The organism is Micromonospora carbonacea, assembly GCF_014205165.1.
GTDB classification, from domain to species: domain Bacteria; phylum Actinomycetota; class Actinomycetes; order Mycobacteriales; family Micromonosporaceae; genus Micromonospora; species Micromonospora carbonacea.
On record NZ_JACHMZ010000001.1, the window covers coordinates 6,508,464 to 6,533,232 of the forward strand.

Annotated in this window: 24 protein-coding genes and 1 CRISPR repeat array; of the genes, 9 read left to right on the forward strand and 15 right to left on the reverse strand. The window is 73.8% G+C overall.

Features of this window, described 5'->3' with window-relative positions:
- Positions 1–21: 21 nt before the first annotated feature.
- Both HDA31_RS27145 and HDA31_RS27150 read right to left on the reverse strand, forming a co-directional pair.
- A complete protein-coding gene (locus tag HDA31_RS27145) occupies positions 22–471 on the reverse strand; it encodes a MarR family winged helix-turn-helix transcriptional regulator (RefSeq protein WP_178063059.1) in 450 nt (149 codons plus the stop codon).
- Positions 472–594: 123 nt separating this feature from the next.
- Complete coding sequence (locus tag HDA31_RS27150; protein ID WP_178063058.1) at positions 595–2,073, reverse strand: NCS2 family permease; 1,479 nt, start codon at positions 2,071–2,073, stop codon at positions 595–597.
- Between the two features lie 89 nt (positions 2,074–2,162).
- Between HDA31_RS27150 and HDA31_RS27155 the strand changes: the two genes are divergently transcribed.
- The gene (locus HDA31_RS27155; RefSeq protein ID WP_074475249.1) at positions 2,163–2,441 is read left to right on the forward strand and encodes a DUF2530 domain-containing protein; all 279 of its coding nucleotides are present in this window, start codon (positions 2,163–2,165) and stop codon (positions 2,439–2,441) included.
- A gap of 10 nt (positions 2,442–2,451) precedes the next feature.
- Here HDA31_RS27155 and HDA31_RS27160 read toward each other — a convergent pair whose 3' ends face one another.
- Positions 2,452–3,291, reverse strand: coding sequence for a DUF3027 domain-containing protein (locus tag HDA31_RS27160; RefSeq protein ID WP_178063057.1), 840 nt, complete (start codon positions 3,289–3,291; stop codon positions 2,452–2,454).
- A gap of 89 nt (positions 3,292–3,380) precedes the next feature.
- Here HDA31_RS27160 and HDA31_RS27165 point away from each other — a divergent pair, with 89 nt between their 5' ends.
- Together HDA31_RS27165 and HDA31_RS27170 are read left to right on the forward strand one after the other, a co-directional pair.
- Positions 3,381–5,060, forward strand: coding sequence for an MFS transporter (locus HDA31_RS27165; protein WP_178063056.1), 1,680 nt, complete (start codon positions 3,381–3,383; stop codon positions 5,058–5,060).
- The gene (locus HDA31_RS27170; RefSeq protein ID WP_178063055.1) at positions 5,057–5,824 is read left to right on the forward strand and encodes a futalosine hydrolase; all 768 of its coding nucleotides are present in this window, start codon (positions 5,057–5,059) and stop codon (positions 5,822–5,824) included. The genes HDA31_RS27165 and HDA31_RS27170 overlap by 4 nt, the downstream gene beginning before the upstream one ends.
- On the opposite strand, the gene HDA31_RS27175 is transcribed toward HDA31_RS27170, so the two are convergent.
- Complete coding sequence (locus HDA31_RS27175) at positions 5,794–6,732, reverse strand: type II toxin-antitoxin system RelB family anti-toxin (protein ID WP_178063054.1); 939 nt, start codon at positions 6,730–6,732, stop codon at positions 5,794–5,796. The two genes, HDA31_RS27170 and HDA31_RS27175, sit on opposite strands and share 31 nt — an antisense overlap.
- Before the next feature lie 689 nt (positions 6,733–7,421).
- Here HDA31_RS27175 and HDA31_RS27180 point away from each other — a divergent pair.
- Positions 7,422–8,291, forward strand: coding sequence for a 1,4-dihydroxy-6-naphtoate synthase (locus tag HDA31_RS27180; RefSeq protein ID WP_178063053.1), 870 nt, complete (start codon positions 7,422–7,424; stop codon positions 8,289–8,291).
- Here the strand turns inward: HDA31_RS27180 and HDA31_RS27185 are convergent.
- Both HDA31_RS27185 and HDA31_RS27190 read right to left on the reverse strand, forming a co-directional pair.
- The gene (locus tag HDA31_RS27185; protein WP_007074225.1) at positions 8,252–8,638 is read right to left on the reverse strand and encodes a cold-shock protein; all 387 of its coding nucleotides are present in this window, start codon (positions 8,636–8,638) and stop codon (positions 8,252–8,254) included. The genes HDA31_RS27180 and HDA31_RS27185 overlap by 40 nt on opposite strands.
- A 28-nt stretch (positions 8,639–8,666) precedes the next feature.
- Positions 8,667–9,290 carry an HAD family hydrolase gene (locus HDA31_RS27190; protein ID WP_178063052.1) on the reverse strand — a complete coding sequence of 208 codons (624 nt, stop codon included), beginning with the start codon at positions 9,288–9,290 and terminating at the stop codon, positions 8,667–8,669.
- Between the two features lie 82 nt (positions 9,291–9,372).
- On the opposite strand from HDA31_RS27190, the gene HDA31_RS27195 reads away from it, so the two are divergent.
- The gene (locus HDA31_RS27195) at positions 9,373–11,829 is read left to right on the forward strand and encodes a helicase-associated domain-containing protein (RefSeq protein ID WP_178063051.1); all 2,457 of its coding nucleotides are present in this window, start codon (positions 9,373–9,375) and stop codon (positions 11,827–11,829) included.
- 42 nt (positions 11,830–11,871) lie between these two features.
- Here the strand turns inward: HDA31_RS27195 and HDA31_RS27200 are convergent, their stop codons facing one another.
- Both HDA31_RS27200 and HDA31_RS27205 read right to left on the reverse strand, forming a co-directional pair.
- Positions 11,872–12,090 carry a hypothetical protein gene (locus tag HDA31_RS27200; protein ID WP_074475257.1) on the reverse strand — a complete coding sequence of 73 codons (219 nt, stop codon included), beginning with the start codon at positions 12,088–12,090 and terminating at the stop codon, positions 11,872–11,874.
- A complete protein-coding gene (locus tag HDA31_RS27205) occupies positions 12,087–12,962 on the reverse strand; it encodes a L,D-transpeptidase family protein (RefSeq protein WP_178063050.1) in 876 nt (291 codons plus the stop codon). The genes HDA31_RS27200 and HDA31_RS27205 overlap by 4 nt, the downstream gene beginning before the upstream one ends.
- Positions 12,963–13,136: 174 nt before the next feature.
- Between HDA31_RS27205 and HDA31_RS27210 the strand changes: the two genes are divergently transcribed.
- Complete coding sequence (locus tag HDA31_RS27210) at positions 13,137–14,816, forward strand: DNA repair helicase XPB (RefSeq protein ID WP_074475259.1); 1,680 nt, start codon at positions 13,137–13,139, stop codon at positions 14,814–14,816.
- Positions 14,817–14,832: 16 nt separating this feature from the next.
- On the opposite strand, the gene HDA31_RS27215 is transcribed toward HDA31_RS27210, so the two are convergent.
- Complete coding sequence (locus tag HDA31_RS27215; RefSeq protein WP_178063049.1) at positions 14,833–15,762, reverse strand: RNA polymerase sigma-70 factor; 930 nt, start codon at positions 15,760–15,762, stop codon at positions 14,833–14,835.
- Positions 15,763–15,952: 190 nt separating this feature from the next.
- Between HDA31_RS27215 and HDA31_RS27220 the strand changes: the two genes are divergently transcribed.
- The 3 genes from HDA31_RS27220 to HDA31_RS27230 all read left to right on the forward strand — a co-directional run bounded on the left by HDA31_RS27220 (position 15,953) and on the right by HDA31_RS27230 (position 19,356).
- Positions 15,953–16,438: a carboxymuconolactone decarboxylase family protein gene (locus HDA31_RS27220; RefSeq protein WP_178063048.1), complete on the forward strand. Its 486-nt coding sequence runs from the start codon at positions 15,953–15,955 to the stop codon at positions 16,436–16,438.
- A gap of 162 nt (positions 16,439–16,600) precedes the next feature.
- Positions 16,601–16,897 (forward strand): hypothetical protein, encoded by a 297-nt coding sequence (locus HDA31_RS27225; RefSeq protein ID WP_074475262.1) that lies wholly within the window; start codon positions 16,601–16,603, stop codon positions 16,895–16,897.
- 137 nt (positions 16,898–17,034) lie between these two features.
- Positions 17,035–19,356, forward strand: coding sequence for an esterase-like activity of phytase family protein (locus HDA31_RS27230; RefSeq protein ID WP_178063047.1), 2,322 nt, complete (start codon positions 17,035–17,037; stop codon positions 19,354–19,356).
- Between the two features lie 85 nt (positions 19,357–19,441).
- On the opposite strand, the gene HDA31_RS27235 is transcribed toward HDA31_RS27230, so the two are convergent.
- The 6 genes from HDA31_RS27235 to cas7e all read right to left on the reverse strand — a co-directional run bounded on the left by HDA31_RS27235 (position 19,442) and on the right by cas7e (position 24,769).
- Entirely contained in the window at positions 19,442–20,197 is a 756-nt protein-coding gene (locus HDA31_RS27235) for a TIGR03089 family protein (RefSeq protein WP_178063046.1), read from the reverse strand.
- Positions 20,198–20,407: 210 nt separating this feature from the next.
- Positions 20,408–20,803: direct repeats of the CRISPR family, unit length 29 nt; unit sequence GGGATCACCCCCGCGTGCGCGGGGAGCAG.
- Positions 20,804–20,828: 25 nt separating this feature from the next.
- A complete protein-coding gene (gene cas2e, locus HDA31_RS27240) occupies positions 20,829–21,239 on the reverse strand; it encodes a type I-E CRISPR-associated endoribonuclease Cas2e (protein ID WP_178063045.1) in 411 nt (136 codons plus the stop codon).
- Complete coding sequence (gene cas1e / locus HDA31_RS27245; protein WP_178063044.1) at positions 21,239–22,210, reverse strand: type I-E CRISPR-associated endonuclease Cas1e; 972 nt, start codon at positions 22,208–22,210, stop codon at positions 21,239–21,241. Before cas1e ends, cas2e begins: the two co-directional genes overlap by 1 nt.
- Positions 22,207–22,890, reverse strand: coding sequence for a type I-E CRISPR-associated protein Cas6/Cse3/CasE (gene cas6e, locus HDA31_RS27250; RefSeq protein WP_178063043.1), 684 nt, complete (start codon positions 22,888–22,890; stop codon positions 22,207–22,209). The genes cas1e and cas6e overlap by 4 nt, the downstream gene beginning before the upstream one ends.
- Before the next feature lie 8 nt (positions 22,891–22,898).
- Positions 22,899–23,621, reverse strand: a complete 723-nt coding sequence (gene cas5e, locus HDA31_RS27255; RefSeq protein WP_178063042.1) for a type I-E CRISPR-associated protein Cas5/CasD — start codon at positions 23,619–23,621, stop codon at positions 22,899–22,901.
- The gene (gene cas7e / locus HDA31_RS27260) at positions 23,618–24,769 is read right to left on the reverse strand and encodes a type I-E CRISPR-associated protein Cas7/Cse4/CasC (RefSeq protein WP_178063041.1); all 1,152 of its coding nucleotides are present in this window, start codon (positions 24,767–24,769) and stop codon (positions 23,618–23,620) included. The genes cas5e and cas7e overlap by 4 nt, the downstream gene beginning before the upstream one ends.

The window sequence follows — 24,769 nt, forward strand, 5'->3', positions numbered from 1 at the left end:
GCCCCGGCGGGCGCGGCGCGCTCAGGCGCGGGCGAGCTGCTGAAGGATCTCGGCGGCCCGTTGCAGGGTCTCCCGGTCGGCCTCGGGCAGCTCGGCCAGGCGGCGGGCCAGCCACTCGTTGCGGGCCCGTTCGAACTGGTCGAGCACGGCCTGGCCGCCCTCGGTCGCCGAGAGGATGACCTGCCGGCCGTCGGTCGGATGGGGGGTGCGGCCCACGAGGCCGCGTTCCTCCAGCTTCGCGACGATCTTGGTCATCGTCGGCGGTTGCACCCGTTCGACGTCGGCCAGTTCCCGGGGCGTCAGCGCGCCCGCCAGCACGAGGCTGGTGAGCGCGGAGAGCTGGGTGACCGTCAGGTCGCCGACCGGTCGGGCCTGTCGGACCCGCCGGTTGAGCCGGGTGATCGCATCACGCAGCTGGGGAGCCAGCTGCGCCGGTGGCACGCGTCTCGCCGTCACCGTCCGCTCCGTCACGATAGTTAGCCTAACTAATGAGCCTGGCTAACGACAGCCGATATGACCATGCTCACCAGGGGGTGTGCGACCCGGGGGTCGGGGTACCGGTCCGGCACTCCGACCCCCGGGACACGTGGTGCGTCAGAGTACGACGGACTCGATCGGCCCGCGCAGGAAGTAGAGGACGAACAGCACCGCCACCGCGTACAGCAGGGGGTGGACCTCGCGGGCCTTCCCCTTCGCCAGCTTCACCACGACGTACGAGATGACGCCCGCGCCGATGCCGTTGGAGATCGAGTACGTGAACGGCATCAGGGTGATCGTGAGGAACGCCGGGATCGCGATCTCGTAGTCGGTCCAGTCGATCGTCCGCACCGCCGTCATCATCAGGAAGCCGACCACCACCAGCGCCGTCGACGCCGCCTCGAACGGCACCACCACCGCCAGCGGCGCGAGGAACATCGCCAGCAGGAACAGCGCGCCCGTGACCAGGTTGGCCACGCCGGTGCGGGCCCCCTCCGCGACACCGGCGGCGCTCTCGATGTACGACGTGTTGCTGGAGACGCTCGCCGCGCCACCCGCCGCCGCGGCGATCGAGTCGACCAGCAGGATCTCCTTGGCCCGTGGCGGGGTGCCCCGCTCGTCGAGCATGTTCCCCTCCTGGCCGATCGCGACCATCGTGCCCATCGTGTCGAAGAAGTCCGTGATCAGCAGCGTGAACACGAACATCAGCGGCACCAGCCAGCCGACCCGGGTCCAGGAGTCCAGCACGTTGAAGTTGCCCAACAGCGACAGGTCGGGCACGTCCACGACCGTCTTCGGCAGCTCCGGCACGTTCAGCGACCAGCCCTTGGGGTTGGGCTTGCCGTCGACGAACGACGGGCCGACGTTCGCCACGGCCTCCACGACGATCGCCAGCACGGTCGAGGCGAGGATGCCGATCAGGATCGCGCCGCGTACCCGCCGCACCACCAGCACGATCGTGACCAGCAGGCCCACCACGAAGACCAGCATCGGCCAGCTCACGATCTTGCCGCCGATGCCCAGCCCCACCGGGACCGTGGTGTTCGCCGCGTCCGGGATCCGCCGGACGAAGCCGGCGTCGACCAGCCCGATGATCGTCAGGAAGAGGCCGATGCCGACGCCGATCGCGGTCTTGAGCTGCGTGGGCACCGAGCGGAACACCGCCGTACGCAGGCCGGTGAGCACCAGGATCGCGATGAGCACACCCTCGATCACCACCAGGCCCATCGCGTCGGCCCAGGTCATCTGCGGGGCGATCTCGTACGCGACCAGCGCGTTCACGCCCAGGCCGGCGGCCAGCGCCATCGGGAACCGGCCGACCACCCCCATCAGGATCGTCATCAGGCCCGCGACGAGCGCCGTCGCGGCGGCCAGCGCCGGGATCGCCAGCTTCTTGCCGTCGCCGTCGACGGCGCTGCCGATGATCAGTGGGTTGAGCACCACGATGTACGCCATCGTGAAGAACGTCGCCAGGCCGCCCCGCACCTCCCGGCCCGGTGTGGAGCCGCGCGCGGTGATCTCGAAGAAGCGGTCGAAGGCGTTGCGGGGGTGGGCGGGATCGGGTGGAGTGCCGTTGTCCGGCGGCGCAATGGCCATCTGGTCCTCGCAGGTGATCATCCGTCTGTCGCGCGCATCGTCCCAGATCACGAGCCAACTGGGAAAGTTGATCGCGTACGCTTGCCCCCGTGCGACAGGAGCAACCGCCGCGGCCCGAGCCGCTCGACCCGCCGATGGTGCCGTTCGCGGTCGCCGGGCTGGTCGCCTGGGCGGTCGCCGGCCTGGTGCTGCTGCTCTTCTTCCGTGGCTGGCTGACCGAGCACGGCCACCGGGACTGGCTCTGGATCTGCCTGGCCGGTTTCCTCTGGGGCTTCCCCGGTCTCGCCGTGATGATGCGTCACGACGCCAACCGGCGTCGCCGCCGCGCCGCCGCGCAGGCCGGTCAGGCCGCCGACACCCGCCGCTGAGCCCGCCCGGTCAGGGGTGGCCGTGCGGCTCGCCCGGCTCCGCCGCCTCCACCGAGCCCGGCGCCCGGCTCACCGACATCGCCTCGACGGCGCTGTCGTCGTAGATCGTGGGCAGCTCGTCGACCGGGCTGTCGGGCGTCTCGACCAGCGTCTCCGAGTGCGCGCCGCAGCCGTGGTCGGTGCTGACCACCCGGCCGTCGTCGGGGGCGTAGAAGTTGCCGCACGCGCCGAACGCCTGCCGCAGCGCGCCGGCCAGCGGCAGGTAGAAGCCGCAGGTGCCGCAGCGGGCGGCGGCCGGGGCGGCGGTGGAGATCGGCGCCGACGGGCCGTGGTCCCCGTCGTACCAGCGCTGCGCGGCCTCGCTGCGCCCCTCCCGGGACAGCACGCGCGGCCGACCGAGGCCCAGCTCCCAGGCGGTCTCCTCCACCGCCGGGTCGTCGGACAGGACGTACCCGGGGGTGAGCCGCTCGTCGTCGGGCGGGGTCGGCAGCAGGTCGCCGGGGCCCAGGTCGCCCGGCTTGAGCCGCTCCTGCCAGGGCAGCCAGCCCGGCGCGAGCAGCGCGTCGGGGCCCGGCAGCAGGACCGTCTCGCAGACCGTGACCTTGCGGCTGCGCGGCACCCGGGTCACGGTGACCGCCCACCGCCAGCCCCGGTAACCGGACAGCCGGCACTCGAAGTAGTGGGTGACGACGCGGTCCGCCTCGGCGACGGCCTGGAGGTGGTCGCCGACATCGGACGGCTCCACCTCGGTGATGGCGTCGCGGGCCACCTCGACGGCGGCGGCGCAGACCTGGTCGAGGCGGGCGGCACGAGCGGAGGCGGGCCTGGTCACCCTTCCATTGTTCCCCATGGGTGACGAAGACCGACAGGCACTCCCCGCAAGGTCGTTCTCCGGCGGTGCTGGCGCGGGGGTGGGGTACATGGGCGAGGATGGTGCACATGCCGCTGTTCTCCCGCTCCGATCGGTCCATGCTGGGGCGGACCGTCGGCACCGGCATCCGTGCCGTCCGCCTGCTGCTGCGCGGCTCGGCGCGCAGCGGGCGCTGGATGACCCGCCAGGCCGGCTCGGCCCGGGCCCGGGGCGCGGGCGGCGAGGTCGGCATGGTGCGCCTGTTCGACCTGCACGCCCTCTCCTGCGCGGGAGACACACTGATCGCGATCGGCCTCGCCGGGACGATCTTCTTCAACGTCCCCCTCGGCGAGGCACGCAGCAAGGTCGCGCTCTACCTGCTGGTCACGATGGTGCCGTTCGCCATGCTCGCGCCGGTGGTCGGTCCGCTGCTGGACCACTTCCGGCACGGCCGGCGGTACGCGCTCGCCGCCACCATGCTCGGCCGGGCCTTCCTGGCCTGGCTGATCTCCGACTACATGCACGGCTTCGGCCTCTACCCGGCGGCCTTCGGGGTGCTCGCGCTCTCCCGGGCGTACGGCGTGGCCCGCTCGGCGGCCGTCCCCCGGCTGCTGCCCGAGGGCCTCGGCCTGTCCCAGGTCGGCGCGCGGGCCAGCGTCTACGGCACGGTGGCCGGCGCGCTCGTCGCCCCGCTCGGGCTGGCCGCGTTCTGGTTCGGGCCGCAGTGGCCGCTGCGGGTCGCCTCGGTGATCTTCCTGGTCGGCATGGTGATCGCGTTGCGGCTCCCGCCCCGGGCCGACTCCGAGCCGCCCGAGCGGGTGCCCCGGCCGCTGCGGTCCCTGGGCCGGCGGGCCGCCGGGGACCGGCCGCTGGGCCGTGGCCGCCCGGCCGGTCGCCTCGTCATCGCCAGCCTGCTCGGCGCGGCGCTGCTCCGCGTCGTCTACGGCTTCCTGCTGCTCTTCCTCGCGTTCGCGCTGAAGAAGGGCGACCTGACCACCGAGTTCTTCGGGCGCGACCTGAGCGCGGAGATGGCGCTCGGCCTGGTCGGCGGGGCGCTGGCGGTGGGCAGCTTCCTGGCCACGGCGATCGGCACCCGGCTGCGCATCCACCGCCCCACCGCGATCCAGTCCAGCAGCACGATCATCGTGGCCGGCACGGCCGTCCTCGCCACGATCCAGTTCTCGCTGCCGATGGTCGCCCTGCTCTGCCTGGTCGCCACGCTGGCCAGCGGCGTGGCGAAGCTCGCGGTCGACGCCTCCATCCAGGAACGCATCCCGGAGCGGCTGCGGGCCAGCTCGTTCGCCCACTCGGAGACGGCGCTGATGCTCGCCTTCGTGGCCGGCGGCGCGCTCGGTCTGGTCCCGTTCGACGGCCGGCTGGGCATCGCCGTGGCCGCCGGGGTGGGCGTGCTCGCCGCCGCCCGCGGCGCGTACGTCGCCGGCAGGCTCCGCGACCAGCGGCTGCTCGGCCGCCCGCTCGGCGACGACGAGCTGGCCGACGACCCGGCCGAGGAGCCCACCGGAAAGCCGGCCGCCGGGGACCGCCCCCCGGCCGACGATCCGCCGGCACACGACCGGACGACACACGACCGGACGACACACGACCCGACGGCGCACGACCCGGTGACCGACGTCGCCCCCACCTCGCCCGCGCCCGCTTCCTCCGCCCCGCCCGGGTACCACGTCTACCGGCCCTCCTCGGCGGTCGCCGGCGGGGTGGGCACGGCCGACGACGAGACCCGCCGGGAGCCCCGGGGGCCCCTGGCGTGACCGGCCTGCTCGTGGTGACGGCGGTACCGGCCGAGGCCGAGGCGATCCGCGCCGGCCTCCCCGCGCCACCGGCCGGGGCCGCGCCGCACGCGGCTGCGCCGGCCGGGACCTCGCCGGCCGCCGCCGGGGTGACCGTGATGCCCGCCGTGGTGCCCATCGGGGTGACCGTGGTGCCCGTCGGGGTGGGCCCGGCCGTCGCCGGGGCGGCCACCGCCCGGCTGCTGGCGCTCGCCGAGGCCGCCGGCCGCCCGTACCGGGCCGTGGTCAGCGCCGGCATCGCCGGTGGCTTCGTCGGCCGGGCGGCAGTCGGCGCGACGGTGCTCGCCAGCCGCAGCGTCGCGGCCGACCTCGGTGCCGAGTCGCCGACGGGCTTCATCCCGGTGGACCAGCTCGGCATGCCTGCCGAGCTGCTCGGCGCCGGCACGGCGGTGCCCGCCGACCCGGGCCTGCTGGCCGCCCTGCGCGCGGCCCTGCCGGCAGCCACGGTCGGCACGGTGCTCACCGTCAGCACGGTCACCGGCACCGCCGCGAGCAGCGCCGCGCTCGCCGACCGGCACCCCGACGCGGTGGCCGAGGCCATGGAGGGGTACGGCGTCGCCGTCGCCGCCGCCCAGGCCGGCCTGCCCTTCGCCGAGCTGCGCACCGTCTCCAACCCGATCGGCCCCCGGGACCGCGGCGCGTGGCGGATGCGCGAGGCGTTCGCCGCCCTCACGGCGTCCGCGGTCGCGCTGGGTCAGGCCGTCGCGGGGCCCGCGCAGGGCTGAGGCGCCCGGTCGAGGCGCATCGCGTAGTGCCCCCGTCCCTCGATCCGGTATCCGCAGGCGAGCAGCAGGTCGACGCCGCCGTGATCCGCGACGGCGTGCGCCACCCGGATCCCGGCCCGCTCCATCTCCACGGTCAACGCCTCCACCAGCCGCCGCCCGATCCCCAGCAGCCGGCATGGCCCGGCCACGAGCACGCCGTCGAGCACCACCTCCCGCTCACCCGCGTCGATCAGGTCGCCGTACAGCAGCCGGGGGTTGCGCTCGTGGGCCCGCAGCTCCCCGAGCAGCCGGCCGTCGGGCAGCTCCGCCACGAACCGCCAGCACGTGTCGGGCAGCCCGTCGTCGGTGACGCGGCGCACCACGACCTCGCGGCGGATCCGCGTGCCCCACCGGCGATGGTCCCGACGCTCGCGGCTCAGCTCGTACGTCGCCGCCGGCAACCGCCGTGGCCAGTGCTGCGGCGGCAGCTTCCACCATCCCGCCCACCAGGCACCCGGCCAGTCCCTCGGCCCGTGCACCGCCCAGGCGTCCAGGTGCGCCGGGTACCGCCGCCCCGCCTCGTCCCGCAGCCCGTCGTGCGGCACCCGGGGCACCGGCACCACCTCCGGCACCCGGTCGTCGCCCGTCAGGTCGCTGGTGTGGTCGCTGGCCTGGGCACCGGTGCCGTCGCCGGCGTGGTCGCTGGTCTGGGCGCCCGGCGTCCCGATCGCCACCCGCCCACCGGCTGCCCGCACCAGCCGTTCCATCGTCCGGAACCGGACGTCCCCGGAGCGGCCCGACTCGATCCGCGCGAGCGTCGCCTGTGGCACCCCGGCGAGGTCTGCCAGCTCACGCTGGCTCAGGTCCGCGCGGCGACGCAATGCCCGAAGCGATCCGCCCAGGTCGACCCGGTCCGCTGTCTCTGCCATGCCTCGATGCTGTCGCCTATCCCGGCCGGTCATCAACAACCCCTGTCAGGCTGTGGACAACCTGTGGATAACTCCACTCACCGCGAGGACCGATACTGCGTGCCGCTCACTAGGGAGCTGAGTCATCCACGACATCACGGCACCGGAGCACGGCACCGGAGCCACCTGCCAGGCACAGGGCAGGGGGCGGCGCGAGGCAAGGCGGCACGGCAGGCCCAGAAGCCAGCGCGAGGCGGCACGGCAGACCCAAAAGCCAGCGCGAGGCGGCACGGCGGGATTCGCAAGACGAGCACGGGCGGCGCGGCAGGCTCGCAAAACAGTGCGGGGCGGGGCAGCACAAGCGGCCCGCAGCCCCGGACGAGCGCGGGGCGGGGAAGCGGGCTCGCAAGACAGCGCGGGGCGACGCGGGCCGGCGGGGCCGCAGGCCGACGCGCAGCGAAGGAGGGCCGGCATGCCCATTCCCGGTATGTCGGGAACCGCCCTTCCCCGGGGTCCGGCCTGCCCGGCATCAACCTGTTCGGCACCAGCCCGTTCGCTGAGTCATCCACGACATCAGCTCCCTAGCGGGCGGAAGAAGTACCCGGAGCCCGCCCGCACCGTCGCCGCCCGGGCAGGACCGTCGCCGCCCGGCGGGCACCCCGCGCCGAGCGGGTGGTGGGGCAGAGCGCGGGCGGGGATACGGTGGGGGCGTGGCGCTCACCCTGGCGATCTCGCCCTGCCCCAACGACACGTTCGTCTTCGACGCCCTGGTGCACGGCCGGGTGCCCGGCGCGCCGCCGGTCGAGGTCACCTACGCGGACGTGGACGTCACGAACACCGCCGCGGAGCGGGGCGCGTTCGACCTGGTGAAGGTGAGCTATGCGGCGCTGCCGTGGCTGCTGGACGACTACCACCTGCTGCCCTGCGGGGGCGCGCTCGGCCGGGGCTGCGGGCCGCTCGTGCTGACCCGCCCCGACCGGGCCGGCAACGGGCAGACCGGCACCGCCGACCTGGGCGGGGCCACGGTGGCGGTGCCCGGCGACCGGACGACGGCGTACCTGCTGTTCCGGCTCTGGGCGGCCGAGCGGCCGCCGGCGCGGATCGAGGTGGTCCCGTTCCACGAGATCATGCCTGCCGTGGCGGCCGGCCGGTACGACGCCGGGCTGGTGATCCACGAGGCCCGCTTCACCTACCAGCGGCACGGGCTGACCGCCCTGGTCGACCTCGGCGAGTGGTGGGAGGGCACCACGGGGCTGCCGATCCCGCTCGGCGCGATCCTGGCCCGCCGGGGCACGGTCGACCCGGTCGAGGCGGCCGGCTGGATCCGCGAGTCGGTACGCCAGGCGTGGGCCGACCCGGAGGCCAGCCGGGCGTACGTGCTCTCCCACGCGCAGGAGATGGAGCCCGACGTGGTGGACCGGCACATCGCCCTCTACGTCAACGAGTTCACCGCGGACCTGGGGGGCGCGGGGTTCGCCGCCGTGGAGGCGCTGCTGGGCCGGGCCGCCGACGCCGGGCTCGTGCCCCGGACCGCCGGCCCTCAGACCTCCAGCTCGCGCGCCACCGCGTGGACCAGCTGAGCGATCTTCTGCGCCGTCTTCTTGTCGGGGAACCGCCCCCGCCGCAGGTCCGGCTGGACCTTCGCCTCCAGCACCTTGATCATGTCTTCCACGAGGCCGTGCAGCTCCTCCGCCGGCCGGCGGCGCAGCTCCGCCACCGATGGCGGGGCCTCCAGCAGCTTGACCCCCATCGCCTGCGCGCCCCGACGGCTGTCCACCACGCTGAAGTCGACCCGCTGACCACCCTTGAGGTCGGTGACACCCGCCGGCAGCGCGCCCTTCGGCAGGAACACGTCGCCACCCTCGTCGCTGGTGACGAACCCGTATCCCTTGGCCGCGTCATACCACTTCACTCGACCCGTCGGCACCTGAGAACCCCTGCTTCACTTGAGACGTCTACTGCTCCAAGGCTAGCCGGATCATGGTGGTGAGCGCCGCCGGGAATCCGGTGAGGTCGGTCAAGACCAGGCTGGCCCCGGCCGAGCGCAGCTCCTCGGCCGAGCAGGGGCCCGTGGCGACCGCCACGCCCGGCACGCCCGCCGCCTCTGCGGCGACCATGTCGGCGGTGTGGTCGCCGACGTACAGGGTCGCGCCGTGCGCGCGCAGCGCCGTCGCCTTCCCCTCGGCGAAGAGGTCACCGGCCAGCTCGTCGACGGCCAGCCCGAGGTGGTCCAGGTGCAGCCGGGCCAGCCGGCCCAGCTTCGAGGTGACGACCACGACCCGGCCGCCGTGGGCGTGCACCGCCTCGATGGCCTCGACCGCGCCGGGCATCGGCAGCGTGGGCGTAACCGCGTACGCCGGATACAGCTCGCGGAACGCCTCGACGGCCGAGTCGACCTGCTCCGGCGGAAACCAGCGGGCGATCTCCACCCGCAGCGGCGGGCCGAGCCGGGACACCGCCGCGTCGGCGTCCACGGGCACGCCGGTGCGCGCCGTCAGCGCCCGGTACGCCGCGGCGATGCCGGGACGCGAGTCGACGAGGGTCATGTCGAGGTCGAAGCCGACGGTCAGCGGGGGCATGCCGAGAACCTACCCGGCCGGCGGGTCCAGCCGGACGTCCGAGGGGCGCGCGGGCCCCGTCCCGGGCTAGCGTGGAACGACGATGACGACCTCACTCGCCGACCACCTGCGGACGCTGCCCGACGAGTCCCTGGCCGCCCTGCTCCAGCTGCGGCCGGACCTCGTCGTGCCCGTGCCGGCCGACGTGTCCGCGCTCGCGGTCCGGGCCCAGTCCCGGGTGTCGGTGGCCCGGGCGCTGGACGGGCTGGACCAGTTCACCCTCCAGATCCTCGACGCCGCCCGGCTCACCCGGGACCCGGACGACGGCACCACCTCCACCGAGGCCGTCCTCGCCATGGCCACCGCCGGGCCGCGCCCGCCCGCCCCGGCCACCATCCGGGGCGCGGTGCACAAGCTGCGCGCGCTGTTCCTGCTGTACGGGCCCGAGCACGCCCTGCGCGTGGTCGACGGCGTCGACGAGGTCGCCCCGTACCCGGCGGGGCTGGGTCGACCCGCGACGGAGCTGGACGCGCGCACGGCGGCCCTTTGCGCGGACCCGGCGAAGCTGCGCCGCACGCTGCTGGCCGCGCCCCCGTCGGCGCGGGCGATCCTGGACCGGCTCGCCGCCGGCCCGCCGGTGGGCAGCGTGCCCCCGGGCGCGCTCCAGGCCCCGCCGCTCGGGGCGGAGGACAGCGTGCCGCCGGACCCGACCAACGGCGGCGCGCCCACCGGGTCGCCGGTGCGCTGGCTGGTCGACAGCCGGCTGCTGGTGGCGGTGTCCGCCGGCACGGTGGAGCTGCCCCGCGAGGTCGGCCTGCTGCTGCGCCGCGACAGCGGCCCCCTCGGGCCGCTGCGCACCAGCCCACCTCCGGTGGCCGCCGTCGCGCGCGAGGCGAAGGCCGTCGACTCCGCCGGGGCCGGGCAGACCATGGAGGTGGTACGCCACACCGAGGCGCTGCTGGAGCTCCTCGCCGCCGAGCCGGCTCCCGTGCTGCGCTCGGGCGGGATCGGGGTGCGTGACCTGCGCCGGCTGGCGAAGGCCCTCGCCCTGGACGAGGCGACGACCGCCCTGCTGCTGGAGGTGGCGTACGCGGCGGGGCTGGCCGGCGAGCTGGAGCTGTCCGGGGCGACGACCACCCGGTACGGCGCCGACCAGCAGGTCCTGCCCACCGGCGGATACGAGGTGTGGCGGGCCGTGTCGCTGGCCCGACGCTGGGAGCAGTTGGCCCGGGCCTGGCTGCTGATGACCCGCCAGGTGGGCCTCGTCGGGCAGCGCGACGACCGGGACCGCCCGATCGGCGCGCTCTCGCCGGAGGCGGAACGGGCGGGGGCGCCGGCCGCTCGCCGGGCCGTGCTGGCGGTGCTGGCCGACCTGGAGCCGGCCGTCGCGCCCACCCCGGATGAGGTGCTGGGGCTGCTCGACTGGCGGGCCCCCCGACGCAGCCGGGGCCGGGAGGCCGCGCACCGGGAGGCCCTGGTCGAGGCGGCCCGGCTGGGCGTGACGGGGCTGGGGGCGCTCACCTCGTACGGGCGGCTGCTGCTGGCCGACGTGGCCGAGGGCGACGAGCGGGGCGGCGACGACCCGCTGGGGTTGCGCGCCGACGCCGAGGACACGTCCACGGCCGTGCGGGCGCTGGACGGGCTGCTGCCCGCGCCGGTCGACCACTTCCTGGTGCAGGCCGACCTGACGGTGGTGGTGCCCGGCCCGCCCGACCCGGCGCTCGCCGGCGAGCTGGAGGTGGTGGCGGAGCACGAGTCGGCGGGCGGGGCGAGCGTGCACCGGGTCACCACGGCCAGCGTGCGCCGGGCCCTGGACGCCGGCTACTCGGCCGACGACCTGCACGACCTGTTCCGCCGCCGGTCCCGCACGCCGGTGCCGCAGGGGCTGACGTACCTGGTGGACGACGTGGCGCGCAAGCACGGCGGGCTGCGGGTCGGCTCCGCCGGTGGGTACGTGCGCAGCGACGACGAGGCGCTGCTGGCGGAGGTGCTCGCCGACCGGCGGCTGGAGGCGCTGGCGTTCCGGCGGCTGGCCCCGACGGTGCTGGTCACGCCTTATCAGGTGAACCGGATGCTGCTGGCGTTGCGCGACGCCGGGTACGCCCCGGTGCCGGAGGACGCCGCCGGGGCGGCGGTGCTGACCCGGCCACGGATCCGGCGGGCCCCCGGGCGGGCCCCGGTGGGCCGGACGGTGGATCCGTTGGCGTCGCCGAAGCTGGCCCTGCCCCGCCTGCTCGGGGTGGTGGAGCAGATCCGGCGGGGCGAGGCGGCGGCGCGGGCCGCCCGGCGGGCCCCGGCGGTGGTACGCGGCACGCCGGCGCGCACCGGCCCGGCCCCGGTGCACGGCCACGCCGACGCCCTGGCGGTGTTGCAGCAGGCGGTGCGGGACAAGGCGCTGGTCTGGGTGGGCTACGTCGACGCGCACGGGGCGACCGCGTCGCGGCTGGTCCGGCCGGTGTCGATCGGCGCGGGCTACCTGCGCGCCGAGGACGAACGCACGGAGATGCTGCACACGTTCGCGCTGCACCGGATCACCGCGGCGGTGCTGGAGGGCACCTGAGCCGCCCGGCCGCCGGGTCGGCGTCGCCGCCGGCGGGTGGCGTCAGCGGCGGCTGCGGCGCACGGTGCCGACCACCGACACGGCCAGCAGCAGGGCGAACCCGGCCCCGGCGGACTCGCCGACGGAGGCGACGAAGCCCTGCCGCTGGACGAGCCAGCCGTAGAGGAACCAGCCGACGAGGAGCACGGCGGCGGTCGCGTACGCGAGCAGGGTCGCCGCCGACACCTCGTCGGCTCGTGCGGGCTCGTCGTCGCTCGTCACGTGCCGGGCCGGCGGCCGAAGAGGACCACCCGGCTGCCGACCTTGCCCAACTCCCAGGCGCGGAGGGCGTCGGCGGGGAGGAGGTTGACGCAGCCGTGCGAGCCGATCGACTTGTCGTGCAGGTAGGTGGTGGTCTGGTGGTAGCCCATGCCCTGCGTGAAGTGCTGCCAGTAGGGCAGCCACACCTCGTACGGGTCGGACCACTCCTTGACGTTGCGGTAGTTGATAGTGAAGGTGCCGGCGGGGGTGGCGTAGCCCTTCATGCCGGTGCGGGTGACCGTCGGGCCCCACACCACCTTGCCGCCGCGCAGCGCCCACGTGGTCTGCCGGGTCAGGTCGATGCAGAACGTGGTGCCGGAGGAGGCGGCCTTGCAGCGCTTCGTGTCGGTGGTGGCGAGGCGCTTCGCCACGTCGTACGTGGTGGGGCCGGCGCGACCGGCGGCGGGGCGGACGTCGTACCGCTGCTGGAACTTCTTGATGGCGGCGCAGTCGGCGGCGGACTGGCGGCCGTCGACGGTCACCCGCCCGAAGCCGCCCAGCCGGGCGAGGTAGGTCTCCACCTCGCGCTGGTGCTCGCCCAGCGGGCAGCCGGCCGGCTTCGGCGCGGGCTTCGGCTTCGGCTTCGCCTTCGTCGGGGTGGGCTTCGGCTTCGGCTTGGCCTTCGTGCGGGTGGGTTTCGGTTCCGGCCGGGTCCGCTGGTCGGAGCCGGACGAGCCGCCCGCCCCCGTTTCCCGTTCCGCCGAGCCGGCCTGGGCGAGCCCTCCTCCACGGCCACCCGGGTCGGCCTGGCGTTCGGGCGTGCACGCACCGACGCCGACCAGCGTGACCACGGCCAGGGCGACGACCCGGGCGCTGAAGCGAACCTGTCTCATGAGGCCTCCCCGGGTCGGTCGTCCACTGCCTAGACGCCGGACGTACCGGAATGGTTGCACCTGGTGTCCGAATTTTCGGCCCCATTCGGGCTTCGTGCAACACTGGATGGTCGGCCCGGGGCGGGTAGCCGCCCGCCGGACGGCCGTTGACCAGGGCAGAGGGAGGACACCGGCGTGAGCGGTGGACCACTGATCGTGCAGTCGGACAAGACGCTGCTGCTGGAGATCGACCACCCCGACGCCCAGTCCTGCCGGATGGCGATCGCCCCGTTCGCCGAGCTGGAACGCTCGCCGGAGCACGTGCACACCTACCGGCTGACCCCGCTGGGCCTGTGGAACGCCCGCGCCGCCGGCCACGACGCCGAGGCCGTGGTGGACGCGCTGCTGAAATATAGCCGCTACCCGGTGCCGCACGCGCTGCTGGTCGACGTGGCCGAGACGATGGACCGGTACGGCCGGCTCCAGCTCGCCAACGATCCGGCGCACGGCCTGGTGCTGCGCGCCCTGGACCGGGTGGTGCTGATCGAGGTCGCCAAGAGCAAGAAGCTGGCCGGGATGCTCGGCGCGAAGCTCGACGACGACACGATCGCGGTGCACCCGTCGGAGCGGGGGCGGCTCAAGCAGGCGCTGCTGAAGCTGGGCTGGCCGGCGGAGGACCTCGCCGGGTACGTCGACGGCGAGGCGCACCCCATCGAGCTGGCCGAGGGCGGCAAGGACGGCGGTAGGCCGTTCACGCTGCGGTCGTACCAGCGGGAGGCCGTGGAGGCGTTCTGGGCCGGCGGGTCCGGCGTGGTGGTGCTGCCCTGCGGCGCGGGCAAGACCCTGGTCGGGGCGGCGGCCATGGCCGAGGCGAAGGCCACCACGCTGATCCTGGTCACCAACACGGTCGCCGGTCGGCAGTGGAAGCGGGAGCTGATCGCCCGCACCTCGCTGACCGAGGAGGAGATTGGCGAGTACAGCGGTGAGCGCAAGGAGATCCGGCCGGTCACCATCGCCACGTACCAGGTGCTCACCTCGCGGCGCGGCGGCGCGTTCACCCACCTGGACCTGTTCGGGGCCCGCGACTGGGGCCTGGTCGTCTACGACGAGGTGCACCTGCTGCCCGCGCCGATCTTCCGGTTCACCGCGGACCTCCAGGCCCGCCGCCGCCTCGGCCTCACCGCGACCCTGGTCCGCGAGGACGGCCGGGAGGGCGACGTGTTCAGCCTGATCGGGCCCAAGCGGTACGACGCGCCGTGGAAGGACATCGAGCAGCAGGGCTGGATCGCCCCGGCGCAGTGCACCGAGGTACGGGTGACCCTCACCGACGCCGAGCGGATGTCGTACGCGACGGCGGAGGCGGAGGAGCGCTACCGGATGGCGGCGACCGCCCGCACGAAGCTGCCGGTGGTGCGGGCGCTCGTCGACCGGCATCCCCAGGAGCAGGTGCTCGTCATCGGCGGCTTCCTCGACCAGCTGCACCAGCTCGGCGAATACCTGGACGCGCCGATCGTGCAGGGCTCCACCACGAACAAGGAGCGGGAGCGGCTGTTCGACGCGTTCCGGTCGGGCGAGGTACGCACGCTGGTGATCTCGAAGGTCGGCAACTTCTCCATCGACCTGCCCGAGGCGGCGGTGGCGATCCAGGTGTCGGGCACGTTCGGGTCGCGGCAGGAGGAGGCGCAGCGGCTGGGCCGGGTGCTGCGGCCGAAGGCCGACGGGCGGCAGGCGCACTTCTACACGGTCGTCTCCCGGGACACCATCGACACCGAGTACGCGGCGCACCGGCAGCGCTTCCTGGCGGAGCAGGGCTACGCGTACACGATCGTGGACGCCGACGACGTCCTCGGCCCGCCGCTGCCCAGCGTGGACTGACGCCGGCTCGACCGGCTCAGCGGCTCAGCCTGGTCTCCTTCGCCATGTGCGACAGCTTCTCGGGATTGCGTACGGCGTAGAGCCCGCCGATGCGGCCGTCGTCGACGTGCACGGCCAGCACGGTGTCGAGTTCCCCGTCGAGCCGGACGACGAGCGCCGGGTTGCCGTTGACCTGCGTCGGCTGCAACGACGTGACAGCGGCGACCCGGCCCCACCCGCCGGTGAGCAGACGGGCCACCTTGTCGGCGCCCACGACGGGCCGCAGGACGGCCTGCTTGACTCCGCCGCCGTCGCCGAGCAGGACGACGTCCGGGGCGAGCAGGTCGAGCAACCCTTGCAGGTCGCCGGTCTCGACCGCCCGCCGGAACGCGTCGAGCACGGTGCGGGTCTCGGCCGCCGGCACGACCCGGCGCGGCCGGCGCGCCGCCACGTGCGACCGGGCCCGGTGCGCGATCTGCCGGACCGCGGCGGGACTCTTGTCGACGGCTTCGGCGATCTCGTCGTACCCGAGGTCGAACACCTCGCGCAGCACGAACACCGCCCGTTCGGTCGGACCGAGGGTCTCCAGCACCAGCAGCATCGCCATCGACACGCTGTCGGCGAGCGCGACGTCGTCGGCCACGTCGGGCGCGGTGAGCAGCGGCTCGGGCAGCCAGGGGCCGACGTAGGACTCCCGGCGACGGCCGACCGCGCGCAGCCGGGTGAGCGCCTGGCGGGTGGTGATCCGCACCAGGTAGGCGCGTTGGTCCCGCACCACACCGAGGTCCACGCCCGCCCACCGCAGCCACGTCTCCTGGAGGATGTCCTCCGCGTCGGCGGCCGAGCCGAGCAGCTCGTACGCGACGGTGAACAGCAGGTTCCGGTGGGTGAGGAACGCCTCGGTGGCCGGGTCCGGCGACCCGGTGCCCCGGCCAGCGTCGGCTGCGGTCTGCGGTGTACCCACCATGGTCGGCCCCGTTCGTTCTCGGCTGCGTCGCTTCGCTCTCGGCTGCGTCGCCCATCAGACGCCGGTCCAGGCCGCCGTGTGACACCTCCACCTGTGGCGATCGTCACCCGACCCCGGCCGTCACGGGGGGCCGGGCGCCGGCATCTCGTGTTCGTCCCATCTCCGGGGCAACGAGCGAAGGACGGAAGCCATGGAAGCCCGATTCGACCTGTTCAGCAACGAGCTGGCCACGAGGTTCGCCAAGCGGTTCGCCAACGCCGGCATGGTGGTCCAGCAGTCGCCGCTGCCGAAGGCCACGCAGGAGCTGGTGTCGCTGCGGGCCAGCCAGATCAACGGCTGCGGCTGGTGCATCGACATGCACACCAAGGAGGCCGCCGCCGGCGGCGAGAGCCAGGTCCGGCTGCACCTGGTCGCCGCCTGGCGCGAGTCGACGGTCTTCACGGAGGCGGAGCGGGCCGCGCTGGCGCTCGCCGAGGAGGGCAGCCGGCTCGCCGACGCCCACCAGGGCGTGTCCGACGAGACCTGGGCCGAGGTGCGCAGGCACTACGACGACGACCAGATCGCCGCGTTGGTCTGCCTGGTCGCCCTGATCAACGCCGCCAACCGGCTGGCCGTGATCGTGCACCAGCGGGGCGGCTCCTACCAGCCCGGCATGTTCGCCGCCGCCCTCGGCTGACCGGCCACCCTGCTCGGTCGACCCCAGCCCGGTGGGGTGGCGGTGTCACGGCGGCCGGATGCCACCACCCCGCTGCCATCGAGGACCTTGCATGGGCGCTCGGATGTCAGTCCACAGTGGCACAATCGGGAACCGTCACCGACACCCGTCGAAGGGACCCGAGTGAAGCGCCGAATCCTGTCCGCACTGACGGTCGCCACCGTCGCTCTCGCCGGCTCCGCCGTGGCTCCCACGGCCGCCTCGGCGAGCGACGCGTGGGGCATCGTCTGCAACCTCACGCAGAACACCTGGCTGCGGGCCGCCCCGCACGCCCAGGTCCTGCGCACCCTGACCGCCGGGCGGGGCTTCCGCTGGCACGGCCAGGTCTGGGCGGAGGACGACGACGTCTGGATCTACGGCCACGGCGCCGAGGACCCGGCCATCGACGGCTGGGTACCGGGCGGCAACACCACCTGCTGAGGCCCGCTCCCCACACCCCGGTCGTCGCGCCCACGCAGGGCCTGGCCTGAGGTTGTTCGCCCGCCGTTCACGGCCGGGACAGCTCACGCTCGGCCCTGCGTGCCAGCCTCCGTCGCAGCGACAAGACGGAGGACGACGTGACACCGAAACACACCCTCACCCCGACGGCCGGCATCGTCGCCGCGGCGCTGGCCATCACGGGCACGCTGGCCGCCGCCGGCCCCGCCGACGCCGGCCGGCACCACCCCGCCGGGGGCCGCATCTTCGACCGCGCCGCCACCTACCCCGTGTTCCAGAACCGGCCGGCCGGCGAGGACCCGGCGACGGAGACGGTCGCCGAGATCTCGGCGGTCAGCCCCGACGGCCGCACCCTGGTCTACACCGACGCGGCGGCACGCCGGATCGGGTTCCTCGACATCTCCCGCCCGGACCGGCCGCGCGGGCTCGGCACGCTCTCCCTCGCCCAGCTCGGCGACGCCGAAGACGAGCCCACCTCGGTGGCCGTCGTCGGCCGCTACGTCCTGGTCGTGGTCAACACCAGCGCCAGCTACACGGCCCCCTCCGGCCGCCTCGACGTCATCGAGCTGGCCACCCGCCAGCGGGTCCGCAGCATCGACCTCGGCGGCCAGCCGGACTCGATCGCCATCAGCCACGACCAGCGGTACGCGGCGATCGCCATCGAGAACGAGCGCGACGAGGACGCCACCCCGCCCGGCCGCAAGAAGGGCGACCTGCCCCAGGCCCCTGCCGGCTTCGTGCAGATCGTCGACCTCGACGGCAGGTCGACGCCGCAGCGGTGGACGCTGCGGACCGTGCCGCTGACCGCCGCCGACGGGCAGGCCCTGCCGGCGCTGGCCGCCGCCGGGATCACCGAGCCCACCGACCCGGAACCCGAGTACGTCTCGATCAACGGACGCAACCAGCTCGCGGTCACCCTCCAGGAGAACAACGGCATCGTCCTGGTCGACCTGCCCACCGGCCGGATCACCCGGGCCTTCAGCGCCGGCACCGCCTCGGTCGGCGGCATCGACACCGGCAAGGACGGCCGGATCGAGCTGACCGGCTCGATCACCGACGTGCCCCGCGAGCCCGACGCCGTCGCCTGGGTGGACGACCGCTACCTGGCCACCGCCAACGAGGGCGACTGGCGGGGCGGGACCCGCGGCTGGTCCGTCTTCGACAGCCGGACCGGCCAGGTGGCCTGGGACGCCGGCAACACCTTCGAGCGCCTCGCCGTCCGCCACGGCCTGCACAACGAGGACCGGGCCGCGAAGAAGGGCACCGAGCCGGAGGGCGTGGCGATCGCCGAGTACGGCGGCGTGCGGTACGCGTTCGTCGGCTCGGAGCGGAGCAACTTCGTCGCCGTCTACGACCTCAGCCGGCCCACCGCCCCGGTCTTCCGGCAGGTCCTGCCCACCACCAACGGCCCGGAGGGGCTGCTGCCGATCCCGTCGCGGGGGCTCCTCGCCGTCTCCAGCGAGACCGACGACGCCGACGCGGGCGTCCGCGCCTCGGTGTCGCTCTACCGGCTCGGCGGGGGCAGCCCCGGCTTCCCGAGCCTCGTCTCGGCAGACGACGCGCAGGGAGCGCCGATCGGCTGGGGGGCGCTCGGTGCCCTCTCCGCCGCCCCGGGCCGACCGCAGCAGCTCTACAGCGTCACCGACGCGGCGTACACCCCGACCCGGATCTTCACGGTCGACGCCGGCCGGTCCCCGGCGGTGATCACCGACTCCCTGCCCGTGGCCGACGCCGACGGCAACCCGGCCGCCTACGACGCGGAGGGGATCTTCGCCCGCCCGCAGGGCGGCTTCTGGCTCGCGGTCGAGGGTGCCAAGGGCGCGGAGAACAAGCTGGTCCGGCTCGACGCCGCCGGGCGGACCCGGCAGACCGTGGCCCTGCCGGCGGAGGTCGCCGCCGGGCTCGGCAAGCAGGGCTTCGAGGGGGTCGCCGCCAGCACCGACCGGCACGGCCGGGAGATCGTCTGGGCGGTGCTCCAGCGCGAGGTGTCCACCGACCCGGCGGGCGTCGCCCGCATCGGCCGCTACGACGTGACCGCCGGGACGTGGAGCTGGTTCGGCTACCGGCTGGAGTCCACCGCCGTCGCGGGCGACTGGATCGGGCTGTCCGAGGTGACCGTCGTCGGCGACCGGCTCGCCATCATCGAACGGGACAAGCTGAACGGCCCCGCCGCCGCGCTCAAGCGCGTCTACACCGTGCCGATGCCCGCCGGCCCGGCCGCGCCGGGCCCGCTGGCGGTGCTGCCGAAGACGCTCGCCGTCGACGTGCTGCCGGCGCTGCGCGCCACCAACGGCTGGACCCAGGAGAAACTGGAGGGCCTGACCGTGGCCGGCAACGGCCAGGTGTACGCGATCACCGACAACGACGGCGTCCAGGACGCCACGGGCGAGACGGTCCTGCTCCGGCTCGGCCCCGCCGCGAAGGTCTTCGGCCGGCGCTGACGCCCCGCTCCTCTGCTCGAATGTCGGGCAGGCGGCGGTATCCCGCCGCTCGGATACCCCCACCTGCCCGGCATGGCGTCGCCGGTCAGAGCACCCGGGTGATCCCCTCGGCGGCGATCCGGGCGTCGAGGCGGGACCGGTCCAGGTTGGCGCAGACGACCACCGACGCGCCGACCGACAGCGGGGCCAGGAGCCACTTCAACGGCTGCTCGTGCTCGGCCGCGTCGACCAGCAGCCGGTCACCCGACCGCAGGCCGAACTGGTCGGCCATCTCCCTGGCGAGGCGACCCCACGCGCCGAAGCTCGTGCCGTCGGGGGTGGCCGCCTCCGCCGGGTGGACGCCGGCATAATCGGGCGGCGCGTCGGTGTGCCGGAGCACCTCGGCGTCCCAGTCGAGCCAGCCCACCGGCACGTCCGCCAGCGGGCCGCGCCCGGTGCCGACGAGGTAGCGGTGCACCCCGTCGGGCACGTCCTCCAGCCAGTCGTCCAGCCGCTCCGGGGTGACACACACCGCGTCGTACGGCCGGTCGCCGCCCGGCTCCAGGACCGGCAGCCCGGCGGTGGCCCGGGGCCGGAACGACACCGCCAGACCCACCGACCAGGCACCCAGCAACACGGCGGCGGTACGCCAGTGCGGCGGCAGCAGCACCGCGACCCGGCTGCCCGGGGCCAGCCCGCAGCCGTCGCGCAACAGCCCGGCGGTGCGCGCCGCCCAGCCGCCCAGGTCGCCGGCGCTCAGGGCGACCCGGTCGCCGGTCGCGTCGTCGCAGAAGGTGAACAGCGGCCGGTCGACCTCGTCGAGCCCGGCGACCGGCTGGGCCACCACGTCCGGCGCTCCCATCGCGCACCTCCCTGTCAGCGCGGCCCGCTCGGGCCACGGAAGGTCACCGTACCGCCACGAGTCGACGCTACGACGACGGCATGCGGCGACCACGCACCCGCCGCCGAGCGCGGAATGATCAGGCGGCCCTGAGCTTCCGAATGACGTACTGGGGATCACCCCCGCGTACGGGGAGCAGTTCTAGGACGACCCGATGCTGAGCCCGGTCTACGGATCACCCCCGCGTGCACGGGGAGCAGCAGGTACGACTGGGTCGCCTCCCGCAGAACCTCGGGATCACCCCCGCGTGCGCGGGGAGCAGGCGCTGCTCATGCTGCCGTTCGGGTTCATGTTCGGATCACCCCCGCGTGCGCGGGGAGCAGGTACTCACTGATCAACGGCAGGTCCGGCGCCGGGGATCACCCCCGCGTGCGCGGGGAGCAGGGGGTCGCCCTGATCGCCAAGGATCGCACCGTGGGATCACCCCCGCGTGCGCGGGGAGCAGTGCGTGGCCTCGGGGCCTGCGCTGGTGATGACGGGATCACCCCCGCGTGCGCGGGGAGCAGGCGCTGGTCAACCTGCGGCAGGCGTCCGGCCTGGGATCACCCCCGCGTGCGCGGGGAGCAGCCTTCCTGAGCTGGGGCGCTAAAGATCAACTACCACCTTTTCCTTCACTTTGCCCGGAGGGTGTCGACAATCCACTGGCCCCGTCCGGGGCCCTCCGCCCGAACTTCCGACGCTTGGACGCCTTGCTCCATCCCCGCCCCACTGCTGGGTTGTACGAACTCCGATCCGTAGGCCGACGCATGAGCGAGATCCCGTCGAAGTCCACCGGCTCCCAGTGATGGTCGTGTACCTCGAAGGTCAGTCGTTGCTCGCCTGGCCGCTGGTAGACGAGCAGTGCCCGGCCTGGCCCGGCCATCTCGACGACCTTCGCCCAGAGCCGCTGTCGGATCCGGCTGTTCACGTGTCCCACGTACACCCCGGCGGAGATCTCCAGCAGCCACTGCGTCAGGTGCCCACGCAGCCCTTCGGGGCAGGCGGTGAGGATGATGACCGTCATCAGAAGTCCACGTCCCCGGAGTAGTTCCGGCCGCCGGCGAGTTCGTAGCCTCCCTCATCCCACAGGCGTACGGCATCGCTGCCGGCTTCCTCGTCGAGCTGTTCCTCGTCGATCGGTCCGGCCGAGCCATCGGTGAACAGCAGGCTTCGGATGTCGCGGACGCACCGGTCGAGGAGCGCGCCGTCGTGGACTCGGTCACGGACCGCTCGACGGGTGTCCGAGCCGATGTCGGTCGACTCGCCGGCCGCGATGTCGAAGGCGACGGGAATGCTGATTTCGGCCTTGTACAGGTCAGCGATGTCGTAGACGAACGACCGCTCGTGGCCGGTGTGGACGAATCCGAGCCCCGGCGATGCGCCGATGGCGACGATGACCGCGTGCACGATGCCGTACAGGCAGGCGTGTGCCGCCGACAACGCCTGGTTGACGGGATCACTGCCGTCGAAGTTGTCCGGGTCGTACTCCCGGTTGTTCCACGACACACCGGTGCGCAGCGAGTGTTCCCGGTAGCAGCGGCGGACCCTCGCCCCTTCCTTGCCGCGCAACTGTTGCATCGTGAGCCCGCTGGTGTCTTCTCCGGGAAAGCGCATCCGATACATCGCGCGCGCCACCTGGAGTCGCCGGTCCCGGTGCGAGACGGCGGCGGCCTGGGCGACGAGAAGGCGGCTTGACCGGGCGAGCGAGCGCCCGTGTGCGTAGTACCGGATGCCGTGCTCACCAACCCAGACGACCGTGGCTCCGTTGTCGGCGATCAGCATCATCGCCTGTTGGGTGATGCTGGTGCCGGGACCCAGCATGAGGACCCCGAGCGTGGCGGCCGGCAGATGCACGACGCCCTTCTCGTCAGTGGCCGTGATCGCGTTGCTGTCCCGGTGGATGACGCATCGTTCGAGGTAGACGAAACTGATCCGGTCCTGCGCACGGTTGAGTTCCGCCAGTTCAGCCGGCGGCACACCCGGGATCTTCTTCACGAGGTCGGCTGCGCGGGCGCGAGGGTCAGCAGCCCGCAGCCGTACGCCCGCGCGTGGCCGATGCCCCGGGTGAGGACGTTACGGAACAGGGCCGGGTCCTCGATGTCGAGGACGCCGTCATAGGTGGCCGTGACGAGGGTGACCGGCCGTTGTCCGTGGTTGCGGGTGAACCGGCGAACCTGACGGTCGTAGGTGACAAGGTTCAGCTCCCCGTCAGCCTGGCGGGCAATGGTGAACCCGTGCCGCTCGGCCCGGCTGGTCAGCCACTCGAGCTGCTGCGTGGCGGTGACCTGACCGAATCTCTGCGTCGTCGGCGAGTTCTCCGTCTTACGGCCGGTGCGGCTGGGGTTGGCCGTCAACCGGAACGCCCACCGCTGCCCCTTCTCCAGGGAGTCGAGCAGGCGGTCGTACGGGCGGGTCTCCCAGGACTCGCTGCTCCTCGGCCAGCCGGCCTGCTCGACGAGGTGGGTCAGCTCGGGCTCGGTCGGGCTCACGACGTAGAGCACGACCTGCCGGTCTCGCCCTTGGTCGACGCGCCACAGGGTGCGGGCGTCGTCGCGGGTGTGGTCCTCGGGACGGGGGAAGCCGGACAGTACGGCGGCGTGCATCGCCTGCGGCGAGGCGAGCAACTTGCGCGCGCCCTGCCGGGCGGTGTTCATGAGGAACCGGGTCAGGTACATCGTCGTCCTCACAGCCACGTGAGCGGGTCGTGGTCGGCCAGGGCAATGCCTCCGGGGACACCGGCGGCGACGGGAGGACGGCCGTCGGGGTTGGGCGCGAGGACCCGGGTACGGACGACAGCCCGCCACCCGTACTGCCGGTGGGCCGGGTCGAAGCTGACCGGCTCGTCCTGGAGAGTCTCGGTGACCTCGGCCCCCGGCGGAGCGTCGAGGAGCACCTCCAGCCGAACGGTCGACGGTCCGCGCTCGCGCAGGCGCTTCGCAGCCTGCCACGGCACGTCGCTGAGCACCTCGGCGACCGTGCCGGGGCGGACGCCGAGGGTGACCGGCACCACCGGCGGGCAGGACCGGCGGCCCAGGTAGAGCGGGAACTGCGGCCGGCGTACCGCCTCGTGCAGACCGTCGAGAAGCTCGCTGTCGCCACCGATCGCGGCGAGGAACACCGCGTCGGAGAGGTAGTAGCGGTTGGTCAGCGGCATGCTGTCCCGGCCGTCGAGGGAGCGGGCAACCTGAAAGTCGCGGAGGATCTGGCCGGGCTGGTCGATCCGCACCCCGAAGCCGAGGCCGAGCAGCTCGGTCAGCGGGTCGGTGCGCCGCTGCCCCCGGGCAGCGGCGAGCAGCCCGATCACTCCACTCTTGGTGGGCGCGATCTCGGTGTGCCGCTGGGTGAAGCGGCTGGTCGACCCCCATGCCTGGAGCGGGCCGGCCAGCCGCAGCAGCAGGACGCTCATGCCGGCGTGCCGAGGCGGCCCGCGACCGTCGTCCCGACGGCGCTGACCAGGTCCGGCAGGGGCAGCACCTCGCCGAGAGGCGCCAGGGCGGCGGTTCGGCTCCCGACATGGGTGATCCAGGCGGCGACGGCGGGATCTCCGTACGTCTTCTCGATCTCGGTGGTGTAGTCGGCGAGCTTCCGGGCGGCCTCGGCGACCATGCCGGAGCGCTCCCCCAGCTGCCGCTCCCGGACGGGTTCCTCGAAGGCCCCCACCAGGTTGACCGACTGGGTGTCGCGCAGCCGCACCATGACCGCGTCGGGGCGGGTGCCGTTGGCGAACGTGTTCTGCTTGCCGGACGGCATGCTGGTGGCGAAGGCCTTCAGGAATGCCGTCACGGCCTCACGCGTGGCGTCGGCGTCGCCGAGGGTTTCGTGCAGCCGGTCGACGTCGATCGTCGCGTACCGGTAGAGGGTGGCGGAGTTGAACTCGATCGTGCCGATCATGCCGGCACCGGTCTCCTGGTTGTCGAGCTTACGGTCGTCTACGGCGGTGTAGTAGTCGAACTCGTTGTCGACGGCGTGAACGCTGAGGGCGTGGGCGACCTGGACGGCCGCGTCGACGTTCAGGTCCGGCACGTCGGCGAGCATCCGGCCGAACATGGCGATGTCGATGGAGTGGTCGGTGTCGGCCAGCTTCTGGAGCTGCTTGGTGTCGAGCTTCTCCCCCGTCCGCTCGGCGTCGATCGCGGCCCGCGCCAGGTTCTCCTGCTGGCGGTGGCTGAGGAACATCAGGTAGCCGGACTCGACGTCGGAGTTCGCCGCCGCCTCGCCCTTGCTCTTCTTCGCCGCGGCCTCCTTCTTCACCAGGCCGGAGGCCTTCAGCACGTCGGCTGCCAGGGCGGACGCCCGATCCTTCAGCTCAGGGTCGAGGTCGGCGATCCGGGCGGCGATCGCCTCTCCGATGCGCTTGGTCCGCTCGCCCAGTTGGGAGTCGTCGAGGGTACGGCGGAACGCCAGCCGGACCGCCCGCTTCCAGGACTGGGAGGAGACCCGGGCCCGGCGGACGCCGCCATAGGTGGCGGTCTTCGGGGAGCCAGAGTCGTCCCGGTTGATGTTGCTCGGCGGCACGGTGTGCAGGATGTGGACGTCCAGGATCGTGCGGCTCAT

Coding starts and splice junctions, on each gene's coding strand:
- HDA31_RS27220 (WP_178063048.1), top strand. CDS start 15,953: ATGGAAGCCCGATTCGACCTGTTCAGCAACGAGCTGGCCACGAGGTTC.
- HDA31_RS27150 (WP_178063058.1), bottom strand. CDS start 2,073: ATGGCCATTGCGCCGCCGGACAACGGCACTCCACCCGATCCCGCCCAC.
- HDA31_RS27215 (WP_178063049.1), bottom strand. CDS start 15,762: ATGGTGGGTACACCGCAGACCGCAGCCGACGCTGGCCGGGGCACCGGG.
- HDA31_RS27165 (WP_178063056.1), top strand. CDS start 3,381: ATGCCGCTGTTCTCCCGCTCCGATCGGTCCATGCTGGGGCGGACCGTC.
- cas7e (WP_178063041.1), bottom strand. CDS start 24,769: ATGAGCCGCACGATCCTGGACGTCCACATCCTGCACACCGTGCCGCCG.
- HDA31_RS27235 (WP_178063046.1), bottom strand. CDS start 20,197: ATGGGAGCGCCGGACGTGGTGGCCCAGCCGGTCGCCGGGCTCGACGAG.
- cas2e (WP_178063045.1), bottom strand. CDS start 21,239: ATGACGGTCATCATCCTCACCGCCTGCCCCGAAGGGCTGCGTGGGCAC.
- HDA31_RS27190 (WP_178063052.1), bottom strand. CDS start 9,290: ATGCCCCCGCTGACCGTCGGCTTCGACCTCGACATGACCCTCGTCGAC.
- HDA31_RS27205 (WP_178063050.1), bottom strand. CDS start 12,962: ATGAGACAGGTTCGCTTCAGCGCCCGGGTCGTCGCCCTGGCCGTGGTC.
- HDA31_RS27195 (WP_178063051.1), top strand. CDS start 9,373: ATGACGACCTCACTCGCCGACCACCTGCGGACGCTGCCCGACGAGTCC.
- cas5e (WP_178063042.1), bottom strand. CDS start 23,621: ATGAGCGTCCTGCTGCTGCGGCTGGCCGGCCCGCTCCAGGCATGGGGG.
- HDA31_RS27175 (WP_178063054.1), bottom strand. CDS start 6,732: ATGGCAGAGACAGCGGACCGGGTCGACCTGGGCGGATCGCTTCGGGCA.
- cas6e (WP_178063043.1), bottom strand. CDS start 22,890: ATGTACCTGACCCGGTTCCTCATGAACACCGCCCGGCAGGGCGCGCGC.
- HDA31_RS27160 (WP_178063057.1), bottom strand. CDS start 3,291: ATGGGGAACAATGGAAGGGTGACCAGGCCCGCCTCCGCTCGTGCCGCC.